We start from the raw sequence: 19943 nt of genomic DNA on the forward strand, positions 1-19943 counted from the left end.
GGTGGACTAAGGGCCGTGTACAAGCTCGGTTTTTTTGTTCCCGACAGCCATGTCGAGGTGGTCAAGAGTGCCGTATTCGCCGCCGGTGGCGGACGCATAGGGGCCTATGACCACTGCGCCTGGCAAGCGCTTGGCCAGGGCCAGTTCCGACCACTGGACGGCAGTCAGCCGTTCATTGGCGAAGCCGGGCAGGTCGAGCGGGTCGAGGAATGGAAGGTCGAGTTGGTAGTGGCTGACGAGTTGATCCACTCGGTGGTGGTGGCGCTGAAACAGAGCCATCCCTATGAGACACCGGCGTATGAGGTGTGGCGGTTGGAGGATTTCTAACGGCTGAAATGAAAAACCCGCTGAGAGAGATTTCAGCGGGTTTTTTGTTGCCCTGATTTTGTAGAGTCCTCGCGGCCTCTTCGCTGGCAGGACAATGTAATCTAAACCCTGGCCCCAACCTCCCGCCGCTCAACCAGCCCCACCAGCGCCGCACTCAATCCCGCGGCCTTTTCCCCCACCAGCAAATGCCACACATTGCCCTCCAGCGCACTCGTACCCTGGCAACCCAGCTCCTTCAATTGATTCTGCGACAGCGCCTGGCCATCGGCCAATTGCAGGCGAATCCGGGTCAGGGCCACGCACTCCAGGTGCAGCACATTGTCGCTACCACCCAGGGCGCTGAGCCATTTTCGGGCTTCACTGCTCGGTACTGCCGGCACTGCTTCGTCTTCGGCCAACGCCGCAACCGGTATTGACCCGGTCATCGGCAGCGCCCGGCGGATTTCGTCTGCGATGCTGTCAGCCAGCGGCCCCACCACCACCTGCAAACTCCCACCCTTGCCCGGACGGACCACGGCCATCGCACCGAGCGCTTTCAGATCGGCATCGTTGGCCTGGTTGCGGTCGACCATTTCCAGGCGCAAGCGAGTGGTGCAGGCGCCGATGGTGATCAGGTTCGCGGGGCCACCCAAGGCCTGGATGTAGGCACTGGCTCGCTGGTTGTCGCTCAGCTCGGCTTTTTCCGTGACGATATTGTCTTCCCGGCCCGGGGTTTTCAGATTGAAGCGGCGAATGCAGAAACTGAACACGTTGTAGTAAATCAACCCATAGACCAGACCCACCGGCACCACCCTCCAGCCATTGGTCGACTTGCCCCAGCCGAGGATCATGTCGATAAAACCGCCGGAGAAGGTGAAGCCCAGGTGGATGTTCAGCGCGTTGGTGATCGCCATCGACAACCCGGTCAGCAGCGCATGCAGCAGAAACAGCAGCGGCGCGAGGAACATGAAGGCGAACTCGATCGGCTCGGTGACGCCGGTGAGGAACGAGGTCAGGGCCATCGACAGGAAGATCCCGCCCATCACCTTGCGCCGTTCCGGCAGGGCATTGCGGTACATCGCCAGGCAGGCGGCTGGCAGGCCGAACAGCATCACCGGGAACATGCCGGTGGTGAATTGGCCGCCCTTGGGGTCGCCGGCGAAATAGCGGGCGATGTCGCCGGTGACCAGGGCGCCGGTGGCCGGATCGGTGAAGTTGCCGAACACGAACCACGCCATGTTGTTGAGGATATGGTGCAGGCCAGTGACGATCAGCAGCCGGTTGAACACGCCGAAGATGAACGCGCCGAAGCTGCCGCTTTCCATCATCAACGTACCGAAGCTGTTGATGCCCTGCTGGATCGGCGGCCAGATCAGGCCGAAGACTACGCCCAGGCCGACGGCGGCGAAGCCGGTGGCGATCGGGACGAAGCGGCGGCCACCGAAGAACGCCAGGTATTCCGGAAGCTTGATGTCCTTGAAGCGGTTGTACAGCGCGCCGGCCATCAGCCCGGCGACGATGCCGGCGAGCATTCCCATGTTGATGCTCGGATCGAGCACCTTGAGGGTCGAGACCATCACCAGGTAGCCAATCACCCCGGCCAGGCCGGCGGTGCCGTTGTTGTCCTTGGCGAAACCGACCGCAATGCCGATGGCGAAGATCATCGCCAGGTTGGCGAAAATCACCTGCCCGGCGTCGTGGATGATCGCAATGTTCAACAGGTCGGTGTCGCCCAGGCGCAACAGCAGGCCGGCAATCGGCAGGATGGCAATGGGCAGCATCAATGCCCGGCCGAGGCGCTGCAGGCCTTCGATAAAGAGTTGGTACATGGCGTGTCTCCGTGGATTCTTGTTGTTCAGGCCAGCGGCCAATGTTGCCGGCAGGCGTTACGCACGGCGGCGGCGCTGGGCAACTTGAGCAGCTCGGCGCTCAGGCGCTGGCAATCGGCGGCGTCCAGTTGGCGCACGCGCGCCTTGATTTCACCGATTTGCGGCGGGCTCACTGACAGCTCGCGAACCCCCAGGCCCAGCAGTACCGGCGTCGCCAGCGGGTCAGAGGCCAGTGCGCCGCAGACGCCAACCCAGCGCTGATGAAGGGCGGCGCCAGCGCAGGTCTGGGCGATCAGGCGCAACAGCGCCGGGTGCATGGCGTCGACGCGGGCGGCGAGACCGGCGTGGTCGCGGTCCATGGCCAGGGTGTACTGGGACAGGTCGTTGGTGCCGATGGACAGGAAGTCCGCGTGCTCGGCCAGTTGTTCGGCGAGCAGGGCGGCGGCCGGGACTTCGATCATTACCCCCAGCTCTGGACGCTGGCTGATCTGCAACTCGCCGCAGAGCGCTTCGAGGCGCTGGCGGATCTGCAGCAGTTCATCCACTTCGCTGACCATCGGCAGCAGAATCCGGCAACGCTGGAGGGGAGTGACCTGCAGCAGGGCGCGTAATTGCTGGTCGAGCAGTTCCGGGCGTACCTGGGCCAGGCGAATTCCGCGCAGGCCGAGCACCGGATTGGCCTCGGCGGGCAGCGGCAGGTAGTCGAGTTGTTTGTCGCCACCAACGTCGATGGTGCGGATGATTACTGGCTTGTCGCCCATGGTATCCATCACGGCTTGATAGGCTTGGCGTTGCTCCTGTTCGTCCGGTGCGGTCTGGCGATCGACGAACAGAAACTCGGTGCGCAGCAGGCCGACACCATCGGCGCCGCCCTTAAAGGCATCGGCGGCTTCGTGGCTGGAGGCGACATTGGCGGCCACTTCCATGTGGATGCCATCGAGGGTCACGGCCGGTTCGTGAGCCTGGGTCTGCTGACGGGCACGGCGTTGCTGTTGCTCGTCGCGAGCTTGGACGACTTGCGCCAGGCGCTGGGCATCGGGCGTCAATTCCAGACGGCCACCGTCAGCATCCAGCACTACCGCGTGACCTTGGGTTTGTTCAAGCAGGCTGGCGCCGAGGGCGACCACGCACGGCAAACCCTTGCCCCGGGCGAGAATCGCCACGTGGGAAGTGGCGCCGCCTTCGGCCATACACAGACCGGCGACGCCCTGTTCGCACAGTTGCAGCAAGTCCGATGGAGTCAGCTCGTGGGCCGCGACTATCGCGCCTACCGGGATGTCGTAGTGCCATTCCTCACCGAGCAGGGCGCGCAACACCCGTTGTCGTAGGTCGCGCAAGTCGTTGGCGCGCTCGGCCAACAGCTGGTTGCCGAGTTGCAACAGGACCTGGCATTGGGCTTCGATCGATTGGCTCCAGGCATGGGTCGCGGCGCTCCCTTGTTCGATGGCCTGATAGGCCGCGTCGAGCAGGGCCGGGTCTTCAAGCAGGGCGAGGTGGGCGGCGAAGATTTGCTCTTCTTCTACCTGCCGGTGTTTCTGCGCTGCGGTGAGGGTTTCGCGGATCTCATTGCGCACCTGTTCCAGGGCGGTAGCGAGAGCTAGGCGCTCCTGCGCAGGATGGTGATTGCCGGTGTCTTCGCGCAGGTGGATCGCTGCCAGTTGGAACAGGGTGCCGCCGACAAGCCCGGGCGCGGCGCAGACACCCTGAAGCACACCCGCTTCGGCATCGCGCGGGGGCTGCACAATAGCAGTTGGCACGGCGCTCTGATGAGCGTCATGCACTGCCGTCGACAGCGCCGTGATCAAGGCTTGCAGCGCCGCGTCGGCGTCCGCGCCCTGGCAACTGACCTGGACTTCATCCTGTTCACCAATGCCCAGACCCATCAGCCCGATCAGGCTGTCACAGGACGCCGATTTGCCGGCGAAGTGCAGTTGCGAACGGCTGCGAAATTGCTGGGCGGTCTGGCGGATCAAGGCGGCCGGACGCGCGTGCAGGCCGCCGCGATGGTTGATCCGTACCTGACCTTGCACCGGTACCGCCGATTCGTCCCCGTGGTGCTGCGCTCCATGACTGGCTTTGCGCACGATGTGCAGCAGGGCGTCGCCGACCTTGACGGGCTTGAGGGTAATCGGCAGGACCTGAAAGTCGTCGCTGTTGGTGAGGATTAACAAGCTGACCAGGCTTTTGCAGCCCTGAGCGACTCGGTCCAGGTCGAAGCGCAGCAGTGCGTCGCCCTGGCTGACGCGCGCGCCTTCCTCGACCAGCAAAGTGAAACCCGCGCCTTGCAGGTTGACCGTATCCAGGCCCAGGTGCAGCAGCAATTCGGCGCCATTGTCGGTGCGCAGGGTCATAGCGTGACGGGTACGCGCAACCTGGATCACAACGCCGCTGCAGGGGGCGTGCAGCGTGTCGTTCAACGGGTCGATGGCGATCCCGTGACCCATGGCGCCGCTGGCGAACACTGGGTCGGGAACCTTGGCCAGTGTCAGCACCGGACCGCTGAGCGGGGCGCTGAGGATCAGCTCATTATTGTTGTTGGGCATGGCTCGGTACTCGACTCGGGCGATTTAGTGGGTGCGGGTGACTTTGCTCAGGTGCCGTGGCTGATCCGGGTCCATGCCGCGCGCCTGAGCAAGGCCGGCGGCCATTACATAAAAACTCTGGATGGCGAGGATTGGGTCGAGCGCCGGGTGTTCGGCGCGACTCAGCGTCAGGTCGCGTTCACTGACGTCATCAGGCGCGGCCAGCAGCACCCGGGCACCGCGCTGGCGCATTTCTGCCGCCAGGCTCAGCAGGCCAGCCTGTTCCGCGCCGCGTGGGGCGAACACCAGCAATGGGTAGTTGTCGCTGATCAGGGCCATCGGACCGTGTTTCACTTCGGCGCTGCTGAAGGCTTCGGCCTGAATGGCCGAGGTTTCCTTGAGTTTCAGCGCCGCTTCCTGGGCGATGGCAAACCCGGCGCCGCGGCCGATCACCATCAGGCGCTGGCAGTCACGCAGGGCATCGATGGCCGGCGTCCAGTCCTGAGTTGCAGCGTCGCGCAGGCCCTGAGGCAGTTCCAGGCCGGCTTCGAGCAACTCGGCGTCCTGCTTCCAGTGTGCCACCAGGCGCGCGCTGGCGCTGAGGGTGGCAATGAAACTTTTGGTTGCGGCGACGCTGCTTTCAGTGCCGGCGCACAGCGGCAGGCTGAATTCGCACGCCGCTTCCAGTGGCGAATCCTCGGCGTTGACCATGGCAATGCTCAGGGCGCCGCGTTTGCGCAGCAGGCGCAGGCTGTTGACCAGATCCGGGCTCTGCCCCGATTGGGAAAAGGCGAATACCGCCTGGCCGCTGACTTTCAGTGGAGCCTGTTGCATGGTCACTACCGACATCGGCAGCGAGGCCACCGGCACGCCAACCTGTTGCATGGTCAGGTAGGCAAAGTAGCTGGCGGCGTGATCGGAGCTGCCCCGAGCGACGGTCATTGCCACTTGCGGTGGCTGGCGATTCAGGCGTCCGGCAATTTCGATCAACGCCGGGTCGAGTTGCTGCAGTTGGGCTTCGACGGCCAGGTGCGAGGACAGCGCCTCTTCAAGCATTTTTGAAGTCAATGTCTTCTCCTTCGACCATCACGGCGGTCAGTGTCAGTGAGCGATCCAGGCGCACGCAGTCGGCCCAGGCGCCGGGTTGCAGGCGTCCGCGTTCGTTGATGCCGAGGTAGTCGGCGGGAAATTGCGACAGGCGTTGTGAGGCTTCGGCCAGCGGCAGGCCGATTTTCACCAGGTTGCGCAGGGCCTGATCCATGGTCAGGGTGCTGCCGGCGAGGGTGCCATCGGGCAGACGCACGCCGCCCAGGCATTTGGTCACGGTATGGCTGCCCAACTTGTATTCGCCGTCCGGCATGCCGGCGGCTGCGCTGGAGTCGGTCACGCAGTACAGGCAGGGGATTGAGCGCAGCGCCACGCGAATCGCGCCCGGGTGCACGTGCAGCAGGTCCGGAATCAGCTCGGCGTATTTGGCGTGGGCCAGCGCCGCGCCAACAATCCCCGGTTCGCGGTGATGCAGCGGGCTCATGGCGTTGTACAGGTGAGTGAAGCTGGTGGCTCCGGCTTCCAGCGCGGCCAAGCCTTCCTCGTAGCTGCCCAGGGTGTGGCCGAGTTGCAGGCGCACACCACGCTCGCTCAGGGTGCGGATCAGTTGAGCGTGACCGGCGATTTCCGGGGCGATGGTAATCACCCGGATGGGTGCCAGGGCCATGTACGACTCGACTTCGGCCAGCAGTGCGGTGTGAGCGAAGTTCGGCTGTGCGCCGAGTTTTCCCGGATTGATGTAGGGCCCTTCCAGATGAACGCCCAGAACCCGGGCGCAGCCGGCAGGGCGTTGTTCGCAGAACTCACCGACCTGCTCCAGCACCCGAGCGATTTCCTCGCTGGGGGCGGTCATGGTGGTGGCCAGGAGCGCCGTGGTGCCGAAGCGCACATGGGTGCGGGTGATGGTTTCGAAGGCGGGTGTGCCTTCCATCAAGTCCTTGCCGCCGCCGCCATGCACATGCAGGTCGATAAAACCCGGTAGCAGGTAAGGGAGATCGTTGTCCGCCGGATCGCAGGGCTGGCCTTCGATGCGCACGACCTTGCCGTGTTCATGGATCAGCCGGCCGCGAATCCAGCCGTTCGCGGTGAGGATGTTGTCTTCAGACATGGGACGGTTCTCTGGCCTGTTATCGACGCAGTTCAGCGACGAAATCGTAGTAATCGTTGCGGCAATAGGTGTCGGTGACTTCGATTGGCGTGTTGTCTTCGAGGTAGCCGACCCGGGTCATCAGCAACATGGCAGTGCCCGGCGCTATGCCCACCAGCGCAGCGAATTCGTCCGAGGCGTTGATCGCCTGGATGTGCTGCAGGGCGCGGACCACCGGTTTGCCGATGCCGTCGAGGTAGTGGTAGAGCGAATCGCCGACGGCCTGGGGCTGGGCAATGATCGAGGCGGGCAGGGTGCTCATTTCGATCGCCATTACGGTGTCGTCGGCTTTGCGCAGGCGCTTGAGGCGCGCGACTTTGTCGTAGGGCGACAGGGCCAGGCGAATCAGTTCTTCATGGGTCGGTTGGGTGATTTCCCGTTGCAGCCATTGCGAACTGGGGGAAAAGCCTTTGAGACGAAGCATTTCGCTGAAGCCAGAGAGACGCGACAGCGGCTGTTCCAGGCGCGGCGTAATGAAGGTGCCAGAGCCTTGGTTGCGACGGATAAGACCTTGCTCGAACAAGACTTCCAGGGCTTTGCGCGCGGTCACTCGGGAAATGTTCAACAGCTCGCTGAGGTTGCGTTCCGAGGGCAGTGCCTGTTCGGCTTTCCAGTGGCCGGCGTGAATGGCCGCTTCCAGGTTGCGCGCCAGTTGCAGGTACAACGGCGTAGGCTGAGAGTCATCGAGGCGTAGGGCCTGGAGGTCGTTCATAGGTCGTTTCCGATGCGGATGTAGGATTGTTGTCGCCCGGTTGTGGGGCGAAACTAATACCACTTAAATACCATGTCAACGCCAGTGACGGGCGGCGGGCAGGCGAAAACGTGCCGGGCTTTGGGCAGCGTCGGGGTTGGCTTTAAAGTGGTATTAGAGGTGGTGTGGCGAGCGGATCAGATGACTGTCTGCGCCGGTATTTTCTTTTGCAGGTGGTATTGCGGTAGGGCGGGCGGCCCTGGAAAGAATTTTTTTCATTTATTTTTGCCGGGCGACGTGCGGTCACCAGGCTGGCGAGGGCGCGGAGTCCCTCGCCGCGACGAGATCAGGGGCGGATCTCGATCATCGTGCCATCCGGGACCAGGCCCCAGACTTCGCGCATGTCGACGTTGCGCATGGCGATGCAGCCGTCGGTCCAGTCCAGGGTGTGGAACAGGTCCTCGGGGTTTTCCTCGGTGTCCGGGGTGCCGTGGATCATGATCATCCCGCCGGGGTTTACGCCTTCACGGCGCGAGCGGGCGGCATCGCTGATGTTCGGGTAGGAAATATGCATGGCCAGGTTGAAGCGGTCGCTGACCTTGCGCCAGTCCAGCCAATAGAACCCTTCGGGCGTGCGTCGATCGCCTTCCATGAGCTTCTGCCCCTTGGGGTTCTTGCCCAAGGAGATGCGGTAGGTCTTGATGGGCTTGCCGTCGTTGATCAGTTGCAACTGATGGGCGGATTTGAGCACCAGGACTTTTTCGATGACTTTGCCGTCCAGAGTCTCCACGGTGGAAGCCTGGGTGACAGCAACGAACGACAGGCAGAGGAACGCGAGCAACCAGCGCATTGAAACGATATCCCTGTGAGTACGGCGTACTTCTTGTTGTTTAAGTGATCGCAGGCTGAGCAAGCGGAGGAATGGATTCGCTGCGCACCGGGTAATCGCCCTGGCGACGGTCAGCGAAGAAGCATTCTAGGGTACGGCCCACCGTGCGGAAAGCCAGCTCTGACCAAGGGATGTCCTGTTCTTCGAAAAGCTGCACTTCCAGGCTTTCGACACCGGCAGAAAACTGCTCGTCGGCCATCTCGGCGCGAAAAAATACATGCACCTGGCTGATGTGCGGCACATCGATCAGCGTATAGATGCTCAGGTTACGTACCCGGGCGCAGGCTTCCTCGGCGGTTTCACGAATGGCCGCCTGTTCGATGGTCTCGCCGTTCTCCATGAAACCGGCCGGCAAGGTCCAGAAACCACGGCGCGGTTCGATGGCGCGTCGACAGAGCAGCACCCTGGAGCCCAGGGTGGGAATGCAGCCAGCGACGATATTGGGGTTCTGGTAGTGAATGGTCTGACATTTGTCGCAGACATACCGCAGGCGCGAATCGCCTTCGGGAATGCGTTGAGTGACCGGGTTACCGCAGTGGCTGCAAAAATTCATGCTGGGTCTTCCGAAAAGGCTGCGCCTATCTTGGCGTGGTGCGGTGTCGGTCGGCAAGTTGTCGTTTAGCGACATGCCCCGGGGCCGGGGGTTGGGCGGCTTGTGTGTTTGGTGCATGATGCTCGGTAGCCAACAGATCGAGAGCACTCATGCTGGACGAGCTACTGCACCGGGTCAGTCATCACACGCCGAACACCATGGAAACTGACCGACGTTTTCCCGAGGCCGCCGTGTTGGTGCCCATCACTCGCAGTGACGAGCCGGAACTGGTTCTGACCCTGCGCGCCAGCGGGCTTTCCACCCATGGCGGGGAAGTGGCCTTTCCGGGCGGTCGACGCGATCCCGAAGACCCGGACCTGGTCTTCACTGCCCTGCGCGAAGCCGAGGAAGAAATCGGCCTGCCGCCGGGTCTGGTGGAGGTGATCGGGCCCTTGAGTCCGCTGATTTCCCTGCATGGGATCAAGGTCACGCCCTATGTCGGTGTCATTCCGGACTTTGTCGAGTACCGCGCCAATGACGCCGAGATCGCCGCGGTATTCAGTGTGCCGCTGGAGTTTTTTCGCACGGACCCACGAGAACATACGCACCGCATCGATTACCAGGGGCGTAGTTGGTATGTGCCGAGCTACCGTTATGGCGAGTACAAGATCTGGGGACTGACCGCGATCATGATTGTCGAGTTGATCAATCTGCTCTATGACGCCAAGATCAGCCTGCACCAACCTCCCAAAAGCTTTATCAATATTTGAAGCCATCGTGCCTATGGCGCGAACCCGCGGCTGCCTGAGCCATGAGGATAACAACGATGAAATACCGTCTGGGCGACGCCCGCGTCGAAACCCATCCGCAGAGCTGGGTCGCACCCAATGCGGTGCTAATTGGCAAGGTCAAGCTGGAAGAGGGCGCCAACGTCTGGTTCAACGCGGTATTGCGCGGTGACAACGAGCTGATCCTGATCGGCAAGAACAGCAACGTTCAGGACGGCACGGTGATGCACACCGACATGGGTTATCCGTTGACCATCGGCACCGGCGTGACCATCGGCCATAACGCCATGCTGCACGGCTGCACCGTCGGCGATAACAGCCTGATCGGTATCAATGCGGTGATCCTCAATGGGGCAAAAATCGGCAAAAATTGCATAATCGGCGCCAACTCGCTGATTGGCGAGAACAAGCAGATCCCCGATGGCTCGCTGGTGATGGGCTCGCCGGGCAAGGTGGTACGTGAACTGACCGAGCCGCAGATCAAAATGCTCGAAGCCAGTGCCGCGCACTATGTTCAACGCTCCCAACGCTATGCGGTGGACCTGGTCGAGCAAGAAGAATGACAGCTTCGGAACGCCCGGTTGCCTCGCCCTGCGTGAACATTTGCGCGCTGGACGAGCAGGACATCTGCACCGGTTGCCAGCGCACGGTGGCGGAAATTACCCGCTGGAGCCGCATGGACAACGACGAACGCCGCCAGGTCCTGGTGCTGTGTCACGAGCGGGCCAAGGCCAGCGGGCTGGTGTGGATGGTCGGCGCCAAGCAGCCGTAGTCGCGGACCTGCCACTGATATGAACTGTGGGAGCGGGCTCGCCCGCGATGGCGTCAGCAACTACATCGCCGGCAAGCCAGCTCCTACGGTATTCTGTGCGGCAAATTTCCAGGTACTCCGCGCCCCATGCTCTTTCTGATTGCCTACATCAGCAGCGTCGTGCTGATCAACTTCGCCTTTTCCACTGCCCCGCACCTGGACATCATCTGGTCAGCCTGGGGTGGCCTGGTGTTTGTGTTGCGCGATATGGTGCAGACCCGCTTCGGGCATGGCGCGATCATTGCCATGCTGGTGGCGCTGGTGCTGTCCTACCTGACCTCCGACCCGTCCATCGCCCTGGCCAGTGCCACGGCGTTCGCGGTGTCCGAGTGCATCGACTGGCTGGTGTTCAGCATCACCAAGCGGCCGCTGCACGACCGCTTGTGGATCAGCTCGGCGCTGAGCATTCCGCTGGACACTTTCATCTTCTTCGGCATGATCGACGCCCTGACCCCTGGGGTGATTCTCACCGCGCTCGGCTCCAAGTTCGCCGGCGTGACTGCCGTATGGCTGATCATGGCCTGGCGCTTGCGCAAACAGGCGCTCGCCAGCTGAGGCCAAACCCCTCGGTTCATGTAAAATGCCGCGCTTTCTCCCCTGGGAAGTGCGCGCAGCGCCTTGTCCCTTGATGATCCGCTCCTTTGAGGAACTGCAAATGACTCGTATCGGAACTCCATTGTCGCCAACCGCGACCCGCGTATTGCTGTGTGGCTGTGGTGAGTTGGGCAAGGAAGTGGTGATCGAGCTGCAGCGCCTGGGCGTTGAAGTGATCGCCGTGGACCGTTACGCGGATGCGCCGGCCATGCAGGTGGCGCATCGCAGCCACGTGATCAACATGCTCGATGGCGCGGCACTGCGCGCAGTGATCGAGGCCGAGAAGCCGCACTTCATCGTGCCGGAAATCGAAGCCATCGCCACCGCCACCCTGGTCGAGCTGGAAGCCGAAGGCTTCACCGTGATCCCGACCGCGCGCGCCGCCCAGTTGACCATGAACCGTGAAGGCATCCGCCGCCTGGCCGCTGAAGAGCTGGACCTGCCGACCTCGCCATACCACTTCGCCGACACCGTGGAAGACTACCGCAAGGCCGTCGACGACCTCGGTTTCCCGTGCGTGGTCAAGCCGGTCATGAGCTCGTCGGGCAAAGGCCAGAGCCTGTTGCGCAGCGCCGATGACGTGCAGAAGGCCTGGGACTACGCGCAGGAAGGCGGACGTGCCGGTAAAGGGCGAGTAATCGTCGAAGGTTTCATCGATTTCGACTACGAAATCACCCTGCTCACCGTACGCCACATTGGCGGCACCACGTTCTGTGCGCCGGTCGGCCACCGTCAGGAGAAGGGCGATTACCAGGAATCCTGGCAGCCACAAGCCATGAGTCCGATTGCCCTGGCGGAATCCGAGCGGGTGGCCAAGGCCGTGACCGAGGCCCTGGGTGGTCGTGGGATGTTTGGCGTCGAACTGTTCATCAAGGGTGATCAGGTGTGGTTCAGCGAAGTCTCGCCACGCCCCCACGATACTGGCCTGGTAACCCTGATCTCGCAGGACCTGTCGCAGTTTGCCCTGCACGCCCGGGCGATTCTCGGCCTGCCGATCCCGCTGATCCGTCAGTTCGGGCCTTCGGCCTCGGCGGTGATCCTGGTGGAAGGGCAATCGACCCAGACCGCGTTCGCCAACCTCGGCGCGGCATTGGCCGAACCGGATACGGCATTGCGCCTGTTCGGCAAGCCTGAGGTTAATGGCCAGCGTCGCATGGGCGTGGCCTTGGCCCGCGACGAGTCGATCGAAGCGGCACGGGCCAAGGCCATGCGCGCCTCGCAGGCGGTTGTTGTCGAGCTGTAACGCAGGTCCCTTGTAGGAGCGAGCCTGCTCGCGATGAACCTGAGAGCGCTGCGCAGTGTCAGGCACCCAGTGTTATCGTTGACGTTCATCGCGAGCAGGCTCGCTCCAGGGTTGGTTCACACCACCCGATCCAAGTCGTTATTGCGCGTTTCCTTCAGGCACAGCACAGCGATCAAGCTGAGCACCGCAGCCGCCGACACATACCCGCCAACCCAACTCAAGCCGCCCATCGCCACCAGTTTCTGGGCGAAGAATGGAGCTGCGGAGGCGCCGACAATGCCGCCCAGGTTGTAGGCCGCCGATGCGCCCGTGTAGCGTACGTGCGTCGGAAACAGTTCCGGCAACAGCGCGCCCATCGGGGCGAAAGTCACCCCCATCAGAAACAGCTCGATGCACAGGAACAGCGCTACGCCCCAAGTGCTGCCGTGGGTCAGCAAGGGTTCCATGGTGAAGCCCGACAACACCGCCAGCACGCCACCAATGATCAGCACCGGCTTGCGCCCGAAACGGTCGCTGGCCCATGCCGACAGCGGTGTGGCGGCGGCCATGAACAGCACGGCGAAGCACAGCAGGCCGAGGAAGGTTTCGCGGCTGTAGCCCAGGGTCGACACGCCGTAACTCAGGGAAAATACCGTGGAGATGTAGAACAGTGCGTAGCACACCACCATTGCCGCGGCGCCCAGCAGCATCGGCGCCCAGTACTGGCTGAACAGCTCGACCAGCGGGATCTTCACTCGCTCCTGGCGAGCCACCGCGTTGGCGAAGACCGGGGTTTCATGCAGCTTCAGGCGCACGTACAGGCCGACCATCACCAGCGCGGCACTGAGCAGGAACGGGATGCGCCAGCCCCAGGAGCGGAACTGTTCGTCGTCCAGGGTCATGGCCAGCGTCAGAAAAAGGCCGTTGGCCGCCAGGAAACCAATTGAAGGCCCCAGTTGCGGGAACATGCCGAACCAGGCGCGTTTGCCTTTCGGTGCGTTCTCGGTGGCGAGCAAGGCTGCACCACCCCATTCGCCGCCCAATCCCAGGCCCTGGCCAAAGCGCAGCACGCAGAGCAGGATCGGCGCCCAGGCACCAATGCTGTCGTAACCTGGCAACACGCCGATCAGGGTGGTGCAGACACCCATCAGCAGCAGAGAAGCGACCAGCGTCGATTTACGGCCGATGCGGTCACCAAAGTGGCCGAACAGTGCTGAACCCAGCGGCCGGGCGAGGAAGGCGATGCCGAAGGTCAGGAAGGCCGACAGCATCTGCGCCGTGCCGGAGGTCTGGGGAAAGAACACCGGGCCGATCACCAGTGCGGCGGCGGTGGCGTAGACGTAAAAGTCGTAGAACTCGATGGCGGTGCCGATAAAGCTCGCCGTAGCGACCCGGGTCGCGGAGTTCGTCGGTTGGGCAGGCGTATCGGCGCCGTAGGTGGTGCTCGTGGTCATGCGGTTATCCCTGACAGTCATGTGCTCGCGAGGAGCGAATTATTATGGTTGAAGCACCCAGGGATGTGGGGTGGGGCGCGGCGCAGGCTCAAGGTAGGAGCGTTCGCCGGATAGTCGCGGATCTTGCCGCAGGACGCTGAGTGCGGGTAGCACGGTCTGCGGCGGCGCTTGGGTAAGCGTTTGGATTATAGAAAGGAGGCTAACGATTCAACAAGGGGCTTAGCGCACTGCTGGCGTGGAAGCCGTTTGCCAGATCAATACCTGGCTGACCCGATTGTCTTCGGTTTCGAGGATTTCCAGGCGATAGCGGCCGATTTTCAGGCACACCGGGCAGTCCGGGATGGTTTCCAGGGCTTCGGTCACCAGGCCGTTGAGGGTTTTCGGGCCGTCGCTGGGCAGGTGCCAGCCGAGGCTTTTGTTCAGCTCGCGGATCGAGGCCGCGCCGTCGATTATCAGACGGCCGTCGGCTTGTGGATGGATGTGCGGGTTGTCGAGGCTGTGTTGGCTTTCGAATTCGCCGACGATTTCTTCGAGAATGTCTTCCAGGGTGACGATGCCTTGGACTTCGCCGTACTCGTCGACCACCATGCCCAGGCGACGCTGCTGCTTGTGGAAGTTCAGCAGTTGCAGTTGCAGTGGGGTGCTTTCCGGTACGAAGTATGGCTCGTGGCAGGCGGCCAGCAAGGCCTCCTTAGTCAGGCTGGCGTCCGCCAGCATGTGCCTGATCTGGCGGGTGTTGAGCACCGCTTCGACCTGGTTGATGTCACTGTGGAACACCGGCAGGCGTGTGCGTCGGTTGGCCCGCAATTGCTCGATGATCACTCCGATTGGCTCGTCGAGGTTGATTCCGTCCACTTCGCTGCGCGGTACCAGAATGTCGTTGACGGTAATGTTGTCCAGCGCATGAATGCCGGGGAGGGCGTGTGGCCGGCATACGGCGTGCTCGCCGTCGAGGTGGGTGTTTTGTGCCGGCGCGGGCTCGTCGTCGCTCTGCTGGACCACCTTGGGTTTGCGCGCCAGAGGCTTGAGCAGCAGCAGGCTGATTCCGCTGAGCAGCCAGGCCAGCGGGTAGAGCATCTTCAGGGGCACAGCCAGCAGCGTATTGCCCAGGCTCAAGACGGTATCCGGGTAGCGGCTGGCGAGGGTGCGTGGCAGGTAATCGGCGAAGACCAGTAAGGCCGCCGTCGCGCCGAGGCAGGCCAGCCACGGACCGTTGTCCGCCCAGCCGAACACCGCGAGCAGGGTGCTAATGATCACCACCAGCGAGCGGCAGAGGGTGTTGCAGAGGATGAGGCTGCTCAGCGGGAAGTTCAGGCGCGCCACAGGCCTGTCATTGGAACGCGAGGCGGTGCGCTGGGCCAGCAAGTGCTGCTGTGCAGCTTCGATGGCGGTGAACAGGGCGGACCAGAGGATCAACAGGGCCAGAACAGCGAGTAATGGCCCTATGGGCAGGTTGTCCATAACGAATGCCCGTCAGATGTGCAGGATGAATTCGCGGACCAGCTTGCTGCCGAAATAGGCCAGCATCAGCAGGCAGAAACCAGCGAGGGTCCAGCGGATCGCCTTGTGACCGCGCCAGCCGAGGCGGGTGCGCCCCCACAGCAAGACGCTGAAGACGATCCACGCCAGACACGCCAGCAGGGTCTTGTGCACCAGGTGCTGGGCAAACAGATTTTCGACGAACAGCCAGCCGGAAATCAGTGACAGCGACAGCAGGGTCCAGCCGGCCCAGAGAAAGCCGAACAGCAGGCTTTCCATGGTTTGCAGCGGCGGAAAGTTCTTGATCAGCCCGGACGGGTGCTTGTGCTTGAGTTGATGGTCCTGCAGCAGCAATAGCAGCGCCTGGAACACCGCAATGGTGAACATCCCGTACGCGAGGATCGACAGCAGGATGTGGGCGAGGATGCCTGGCTCCTCGTCGATCACCTGCACTGTCCCGGACGGCGCGAACTGCGCCAGCAGGACTGTGGCCATGCCTAGCGGAAACAGCAGTAGCAGCAAGTTTTCCACCGGGATGCGCGAGGTGGCCAGCAGGGTCAGGGCGATCACGGCGGCAGCGATCAGGCTGGCGGCACTGAAAAAGTCCAGGCCCAGGCCGATCGGCGTCATCAGGTGAGCGAACAGGCTCGCGCTGTGGGTCAGCACGGCAAGGATGCCGAGCGTTACCAGCAGGCGTTTGTTCGCCTTGGCGCCTGTGGCGAGGCGAGAGCCCTGATAGAAGGTCGCAGCGGCATATAAGCAGGCGGCGGCGAGTGTAGTGAGCAAACTGGGTGACAAAGGGAGCATAAGTCCTGTTAGGCAAGCCCGAAAGACAACGAGTTTGGCATACAACCCTCGTCGCATGAAAGACCGCACAACGAGACGGCGGGTGTGCGCCAGACGCAGTCTTCGCTATAATCCGCGACCTGCCCCCGCCGCAGGCTCGCCGAGCACCTGTATTTCACGGTCTGGGCCGCCATTACCCGGTCTTCCTTAGGGCCTGAAAGGATCGCGCATGTTTGAAAACTTAACCGACCGTCTCTCGCAGACGCTGCGCCATGTCACCGGCAAGGCCAAGCTGACCGAAGACAATATCAAAGACACCCTGCGTGAAGTGCGCATGGCGTTGCTGGAGGCTGACGTTGCCTTGCCAGTGGTCAAGGACTTCGTCAATTCGGTCAAGGAGCGCGCTGTCGGCACCGAGGTGTCGCGCAGCCTGACGCCGGGCCAGGCCTTCGTGAAGATTGTCCAGGCCGAACTCGAAAGCCTGATGGGCGCGGCCAACGAAGATCTGAACCTGAGCGCCGTGCCGCCGGCCGTCGTATTGATGGCGGGCCTGCAGGGCGCTGGTAAGACCACCACCGCCGGCAAGCTGGCGCGCTTCCTTAAAGAGCGCAAGAAGAAGTCGGTGATGGTGGTGTCCGCGGACGTCTACCGTCCGGCGGCGATCAAGCAGCTGGAAACCCTGGCCAACGACATCGGCGTCACCTTTTTTCCGTCCGACCTGAGCCAGAAGCCGGTCGACATCGCCGAAGCGGCTATTAAAGAAGCCAGGCTGAAGTTCATCGACGTGGTCATCGTCGATACCGCCGGTCGCCTGCACATCGACGAAGAGATGATGGGCGAGATCAAGGCCCTGCACGCCGCGATCAAGCCGGTCGAAACCCTGTTCGTGGTCGACGCCATGACTGGCCAGGACGCCGCCAATACGGCCAAAGCCTTTGGTGATGCACTGCCGCTGACCGGTGTGATCCTGACCAAGGTCGACGGTGATGCCCGTGGCGGTGCCGCGTTGTCGGTGCGTTCCATTACCGGCAAGCCGATCAAGTTCATCGGTATGGGCGAAAAAACCGAAGCCCTGGAGCCGTTCCACCCCGAGCGTATCGCTTCGCGCATCCTCGGCATGGGCGACGTGCTCAGTCTGATCGAGCAGGCCGAACAGACCCTCGACAAGGACAAGGCCGACAAGCTGGCGAAAAAGCTGAAGAAGGGTAAAGGCTTCGACCTCGAAGACTTCCGCGATCAGCTGCAACAGATGAAGAACATGGGCGGCCTCGGTGGGCTCATGGACAAGTTGCCGAACATCGGCGGCGTCAACCTGGCGCAAATGGGTAATGCCCAGGGTGCGGCAGAGAAGCAGTTCAAGCAGATGGAAGCCATCATCAACTCCATGACCCCGGCCGAGCGCCGCGATCCTGAGCTGATCAGCGGCTCGCGCAAGCGTCGGATCGCCATGGGTTCCGGCACCCAGGTGCAGGACATCGGTCGCTTGATCAAGCAGCACAAACAGATGCAGAAGATGATGAAGAAATTCTCTGCCAAGGGCGGGATGGCGAAAATGATGCGCGGCATGGGCGGTATGTTGCCCGGCGGCGGCATGCCGAAGCTCTGAAGAATTCGCGCCGGCAGCTTTGCCGGCGTGTCTCCCACAGGGATGTGGGGACGACAGTGACCTGCCCTGGCAGGCACTGACTCGCCGTTGTTCGCAGCGGCTCTATCGCAAATCTGCAGCGCACACCGACAGGCGTCGGAAAAAGTCATTTGCAAAAGTCCGGATATTCCTTAGAATATGCGGCCTTTCGGGCACCTATGCCCGCTGTGCGTTTAGATTTGCAGCACCGACTACAGGAACTATGTTCACATGCTAACAATCCGTCTTGCCCTTGGCGGCTCCAAAAAGCGCCCGTTCTACCACCTGACCGTAACCGACAGCCGCAACCCGCGCGACGGTTCGCACAAGGAACAGGTTGGTTTCTTCAACCCTGTTGCTCGTGGTCAGGAAATCCGTCTGTCCGTGAACCAAGAGCGCGTAGCCTACTGGCTGAGCGTTGGTGCACAACCTTCTGAGCGCGTTGCTCAGTTGCTGAAGGAATCTGCTAAGGCTGCGGCCTGAGCAATATGAACGCGACGCCAGACATTGCTGATGATTTGATCGTTATCGGCAAAATTTATTCTGTTCACGGCGTTCGCGGCGAAGTGAAGGTGTATTCCTTTACTGATCCGATCAAGAACCTGCTCAATTACAAATCCTGGACGCTCAAGCGCGAAGGCGATGTCAAGCAGGTAGAGCTGGTCAGCGGACGCGGGAACGACAAGTTCCTGGTCGCAAAGCTCAAGGGTCTCGATGATCGTGAAGAAGCTCGTCTTCTCGCCGGTTATGAGATCTGCGTGCCACGCAACCTGTTCCCTGAACTGACTGACGGCGAGTACTACTGGTACCAGCTGGAAGGTCTTAAGGTCATCGACACACTCGGGCAACTGTTCGGGAAAATCGATCACCTGCTGGAGACCGGCTCGAACGATGTCATGGTGGTCAAGCCTTGCGCTGGCAGCCTGGATGATCGCGAACGCCTGTTGCCCTATACGGAGCAATGCGTGTTGGCAGTCGACCTGGCAGCGGGCGAGATGAAGGTGGATTGGGATGCGGACTTCTAAGCGTGGCTAACTTGCGCGTAGAAGTGATCAGTTTGTTTCCCGAGATGTTTTCCGCCATCAGCGACTACGGCATCACCAGTCGTGCGGTGAAACAGGGGCTCTTGCAGCTGGCTTGTTGGAACCCGCGAGACTACACGACGGATCGACATCACACTGTGGACGATCGCCCATTTGGCGGTGGCCCGGGCATGGTGATGAAGATCAAGCCCCTGGAAGATGCACTGGTTCAGGCCAAGGCAGCAGCCGGGGAGGCGGCGAAGGTAATTTATCTGTCGCCCCAAGGCCGTCAACTGACTCAGTCGGCGGTACGCGAGTTGGCGAATGAGGAATCATTGATCCTGATTGCCGGCCGCTATGAAGGCATTGACGAGCGATTTATTGATGCTCATGTCGATGAAGAGTGGTCGATTGGCGACTATGTATTGTCTGGCGGTGAGCTGCCGGCCATGGTCCTGATTGACGCGGTTACGCGACTGCTGCCTGGAGCTTTAGGGCATGCGGACTCCGCCGAGGAAGATTCCTTTACGGATGGTCTGCTGGATTGCCCGCACTACACCCGACCGGAGGTGTATGCGGATCAGCGTGTTCCCGACGTGTTGCTGAGTGGCAACCACGCACACATCCGGCGTTGGCGTTTACAGCAGTCCCTTGGTCGGACCTATGAACGACGCGCCGATCTTCTGGAAAGCCGCTCGCTTTCTGGAGAAGAGAAGAAGCTGCTCGAGGAATACATCCGCGAGCGGGACGATAGTTAACAACGTATCGATGGTAGATCCGACGATTTACCTTAGGAGCACAGCATGACTAACAAAATCATCCTTGCACTCGAAGCAGAGCAGATGACCAAAGAGATCCCTACCTTTGCCCCGGGCGACACCATTGTCGTTCAGGTGAAAGTGAAGGAAGGTGACCGCGCGCGTCTGCAAGCGTTCGAAGGCGTAGTAATCGCCAAGCGTAACCGTGGCGTGAACAGTGCTTTCACTGTTCGTAAAATCTCCAACGGTGTTGGCGTAGAGCGTACTTTCCAGACCTACAGCCCGCAAATCGAAAGCATGGCTGTCAAGCGTCGCGGTGACGTGCGTAAAGCCAAGCTGTACTACCTGCGTGATCTGTCGGGTAAAGCAGCTCGCATCAAGGAAAAACTGGCTTAAGTCCAGCTTCCGATGCAGAAAAAGCAGCCTACGGGCTGCTTTTTTG

General features: G+C 61.7%; 21 protein-coding genes. 11 read left to right on the forward strand and 10 right to left on the reverse strand.

Going from position 1 to position 19943, the window contains the following annotated elements; translation table 11 throughout:
- Positions 1 to 15: 15 nt before the first annotated feature.
- On the forward strand, positions 16 to 327 hold the full coding sequence (locus KW062_RS05545) for a Nif3-like dinuclear metal center hexameric protein (RefSeq protein WP_027618662.1): 312 nt from the start codon (positions 16 to 18) through the stop codon (positions 325 to 327).
- 101 nt (positions 328 to 428) lie between these two features.
- On the opposite strand, the gene nagE is transcribed toward KW062_RS05545, so the two are convergent.
- The 7 genes from nagE to KW062_RS05580 form a co-directional block, all read right to left on the reverse strand.
- Positions 429 to 2135, reverse strand: coding sequence for an N-acetylglucosamine-specific PTS transporter subunit IIBC (gene nagE, locus KW062_RS05550; protein ID WP_105755129.1), 1707 nt, complete (start codon positions 2133 to 2135; stop codon positions 429 to 431).
- A gap of 26 nt (positions 2136 to 2161) precedes the next feature.
- On the reverse strand, positions 2162 to 4678 hold the full coding sequence (gene ptsP / locus KW062_RS05555; RefSeq protein ID WP_105755130.1) for a phosphoenolpyruvate--protein phosphotransferase: 2517 nt from the start codon (positions 4676 to 4678) through the stop codon (positions 2162 to 2164).
- Positions 4679 to 4702: 24 nt separating this feature from the next.
- Complete coding sequence (locus KW062_RS05560; RefSeq protein WP_027619137.1) at positions 4703 to 5725, reverse strand: SIS domain-containing protein; 1023 nt, start codon at positions 5723 to 5725, stop codon at positions 4703 to 4705.
- Positions 5706 to 6812 (reverse strand): N-acetylglucosamine-6-phosphate deacetylase, encoded by a 1107-nt coding sequence (gene nagA, locus KW062_RS05565; protein WP_027619136.1) that lies wholly within the window; start codon positions 6810 to 6812, stop codon positions 5706 to 5708. Before nagA ends, KW062_RS05560 begins: the two co-directional genes overlap by 20 nt.
- Before the next feature lie 19 nt (positions 6813 to 6831).
- Positions 6832 to 7563: a GntR family transcriptional regulator gene (locus KW062_RS05570; RefSeq protein ID WP_027619135.1), complete on the reverse strand. Its 732-nt coding sequence runs from the start codon at positions 7561 to 7563 to the stop codon at positions 6832 to 6834.
- Positions 7564 to 7888: 325 nt separating this feature from the next.
- Complete coding sequence (locus KW062_RS05575; protein WP_027619134.1) at positions 7889 to 8392, reverse strand: L,D-transpeptidase family protein; 504 nt, start codon at positions 8390 to 8392, stop codon at positions 7889 to 7891.
- Between the two features lie 40 nt (positions 8393 to 8432).
- Positions 8433 to 8984 carry an NUDIX hydrolase gene (locus KW062_RS05580; protein ID WP_027619133.1) on the reverse strand — a complete coding sequence of 184 codons (552 nt, stop codon included), beginning with the start codon at positions 8982 to 8984 and terminating at the stop codon, positions 8433 to 8435.
- 149 nt (positions 8985 to 9133) lie between these two features.
- On the opposite strand from KW062_RS05580, the gene KW062_RS05585 reads away from it, so the two are divergent.
- The 5 genes from KW062_RS05585 to purT all read left to right on the forward strand — a co-directional run bounded on the left by KW062_RS05585 (position 9134) and on the right by purT (position 12399).
- Positions 9134 to 9733, forward strand: a complete 600-nt coding sequence (locus tag KW062_RS05585; RefSeq protein WP_027619132.1) for a CoA pyrophosphatase — start codon at positions 9134 to 9136, stop codon at positions 9731 to 9733.
- 56 nt (positions 9734 to 9789) lie between these two features.
- A complete protein-coding gene (locus KW062_RS05590; protein WP_027619131.1) occupies positions 9790 to 10314 on the forward strand; it encodes a gamma carbonic anhydrase family protein in 525 nt (174 codons plus the stop codon).
- Entirely contained in the window at positions 10311 to 10523 is a 213-nt protein-coding gene (locus KW062_RS05595; protein ID WP_027619130.1) for a DUF1289 domain-containing protein, read from the forward strand. The genes KW062_RS05590 and KW062_RS05595 overlap by 4 nt, the downstream gene beginning before the upstream one ends.
- 126 nt (positions 10524 to 10649) lie before the next feature.
- Positions 10650 to 11117 (forward strand): VUT family protein, encoded by a 468-nt coding sequence (locus tag KW062_RS05600; protein ID WP_027619129.1) that lies wholly within the window; start codon positions 10650 to 10652, stop codon positions 11115 to 11117.
- Positions 11118 to 11217: 100 nt separating this feature from the next.
- Positions 11218 to 12399: a formate-dependent phosphoribosylglycinamide formyltransferase gene (gene purT, locus KW062_RS05605; protein WP_027619128.1), complete on the forward strand. Its 1182-nt coding sequence runs from the start codon at positions 11218 to 11220 to the stop codon at positions 12397 to 12399.
- 116 nt (positions 12400 to 12515) lie between these two features.
- Here purT and KW062_RS05610 read toward each other — a convergent pair whose 3' ends face one another.
- The 3 genes from KW062_RS05610 to KW062_RS05620 all read right to left on the reverse strand — a co-directional run bounded on the left by KW062_RS05610 (position 12516) and on the right by KW062_RS05620 (position 16118).
- Complete coding sequence (locus KW062_RS05610; RefSeq protein WP_105755131.1) at positions 12516 to 13832, reverse strand: MFS transporter; 1317 nt, start codon at positions 13830 to 13832, stop codon at positions 12516 to 12518.
- Between the two features lie 219 nt (positions 13833 to 14051).
- Positions 14052 to 15293: a transporter associated domain-containing protein gene (locus KW062_RS05615; RefSeq protein WP_105755132.1), complete on the reverse strand. Its 1242-nt coding sequence runs from the start codon at positions 15291 to 15293 to the stop codon at positions 14052 to 14054.
- A 12-nt stretch (positions 15294 to 15305) separates the two neighbouring features.
- Positions 15306 to 16118: a cytochrome C assembly family protein gene (locus KW062_RS05620; RefSeq protein WP_027619125.1), complete on the reverse strand. Its 813-nt coding sequence runs from the start codon at positions 16116 to 16118 to the stop codon at positions 15306 to 15308.
- Between the two features lie 208 nt (positions 16119 to 16326).
- On the opposite strand from KW062_RS05620, the gene ffh reads away from it, so the two are divergent.
- The 5 genes from ffh (at position 16327) to rplS (ending at position 19897) form a co-directional block, all read left to right on the forward strand.
- Complete coding sequence (ffh, locus tag KW062_RS05625; RefSeq protein WP_027619124.1) at positions 16327 to 17703, forward strand: signal recognition particle protein; 1377 nt, start codon at positions 16327 to 16329, stop codon at positions 17701 to 17703.
- Between the two features lie 249 nt (positions 17704 to 17952).
- Positions 17953 to 18204 (forward strand): 30S ribosomal protein S16, encoded by a 252-nt coding sequence (gene rpsP / locus KW062_RS05630; RefSeq protein ID WP_003185073.1) that lies wholly within the window; start codon positions 17953 to 17955, stop codon positions 18202 to 18204.
- A gap of 5 nt (positions 18205 to 18209) precedes the next feature.
- On the forward strand, positions 18210 to 18746 hold the full coding sequence (gene rimM, locus KW062_RS05635; protein WP_027619123.1) for a ribosome maturation factor RimM: 537 nt from the start codon (positions 18210 to 18212) through the stop codon (positions 18744 to 18746).
- 2 nt (positions 18747 to 18748) lie between these two features.
- Complete coding sequence (gene trmD / locus KW062_RS05640; protein ID WP_027619122.1) at positions 18749 to 19501, forward strand: tRNA (guanosine(37)-N1)-methyltransferase TrmD; 753 nt, start codon at positions 18749 to 18751, stop codon at positions 19499 to 19501.
- A gap of 45 nt (positions 19502 to 19546) precedes the next feature.
- Positions 19547 to 19897, forward strand: a complete 351-nt coding sequence (gene rplS, locus KW062_RS05645) for a 50S ribosomal protein L19 (protein ID WP_027619121.1) — start codon at positions 19547 to 19549, stop codon at positions 19895 to 19897.
- Positions 19898 to 19943 lie beyond the last annotated feature (46 nt).

The sequence above is a fragment of the Pseudomonas fluorescens genome (assembly GCF_019212185.1).
Taxonomy (GTDB): domain Bacteria; phylum Pseudomonadota; class Gammaproteobacteria; order Pseudomonadales; family Pseudomonadaceae; genus Aquipseudomonas.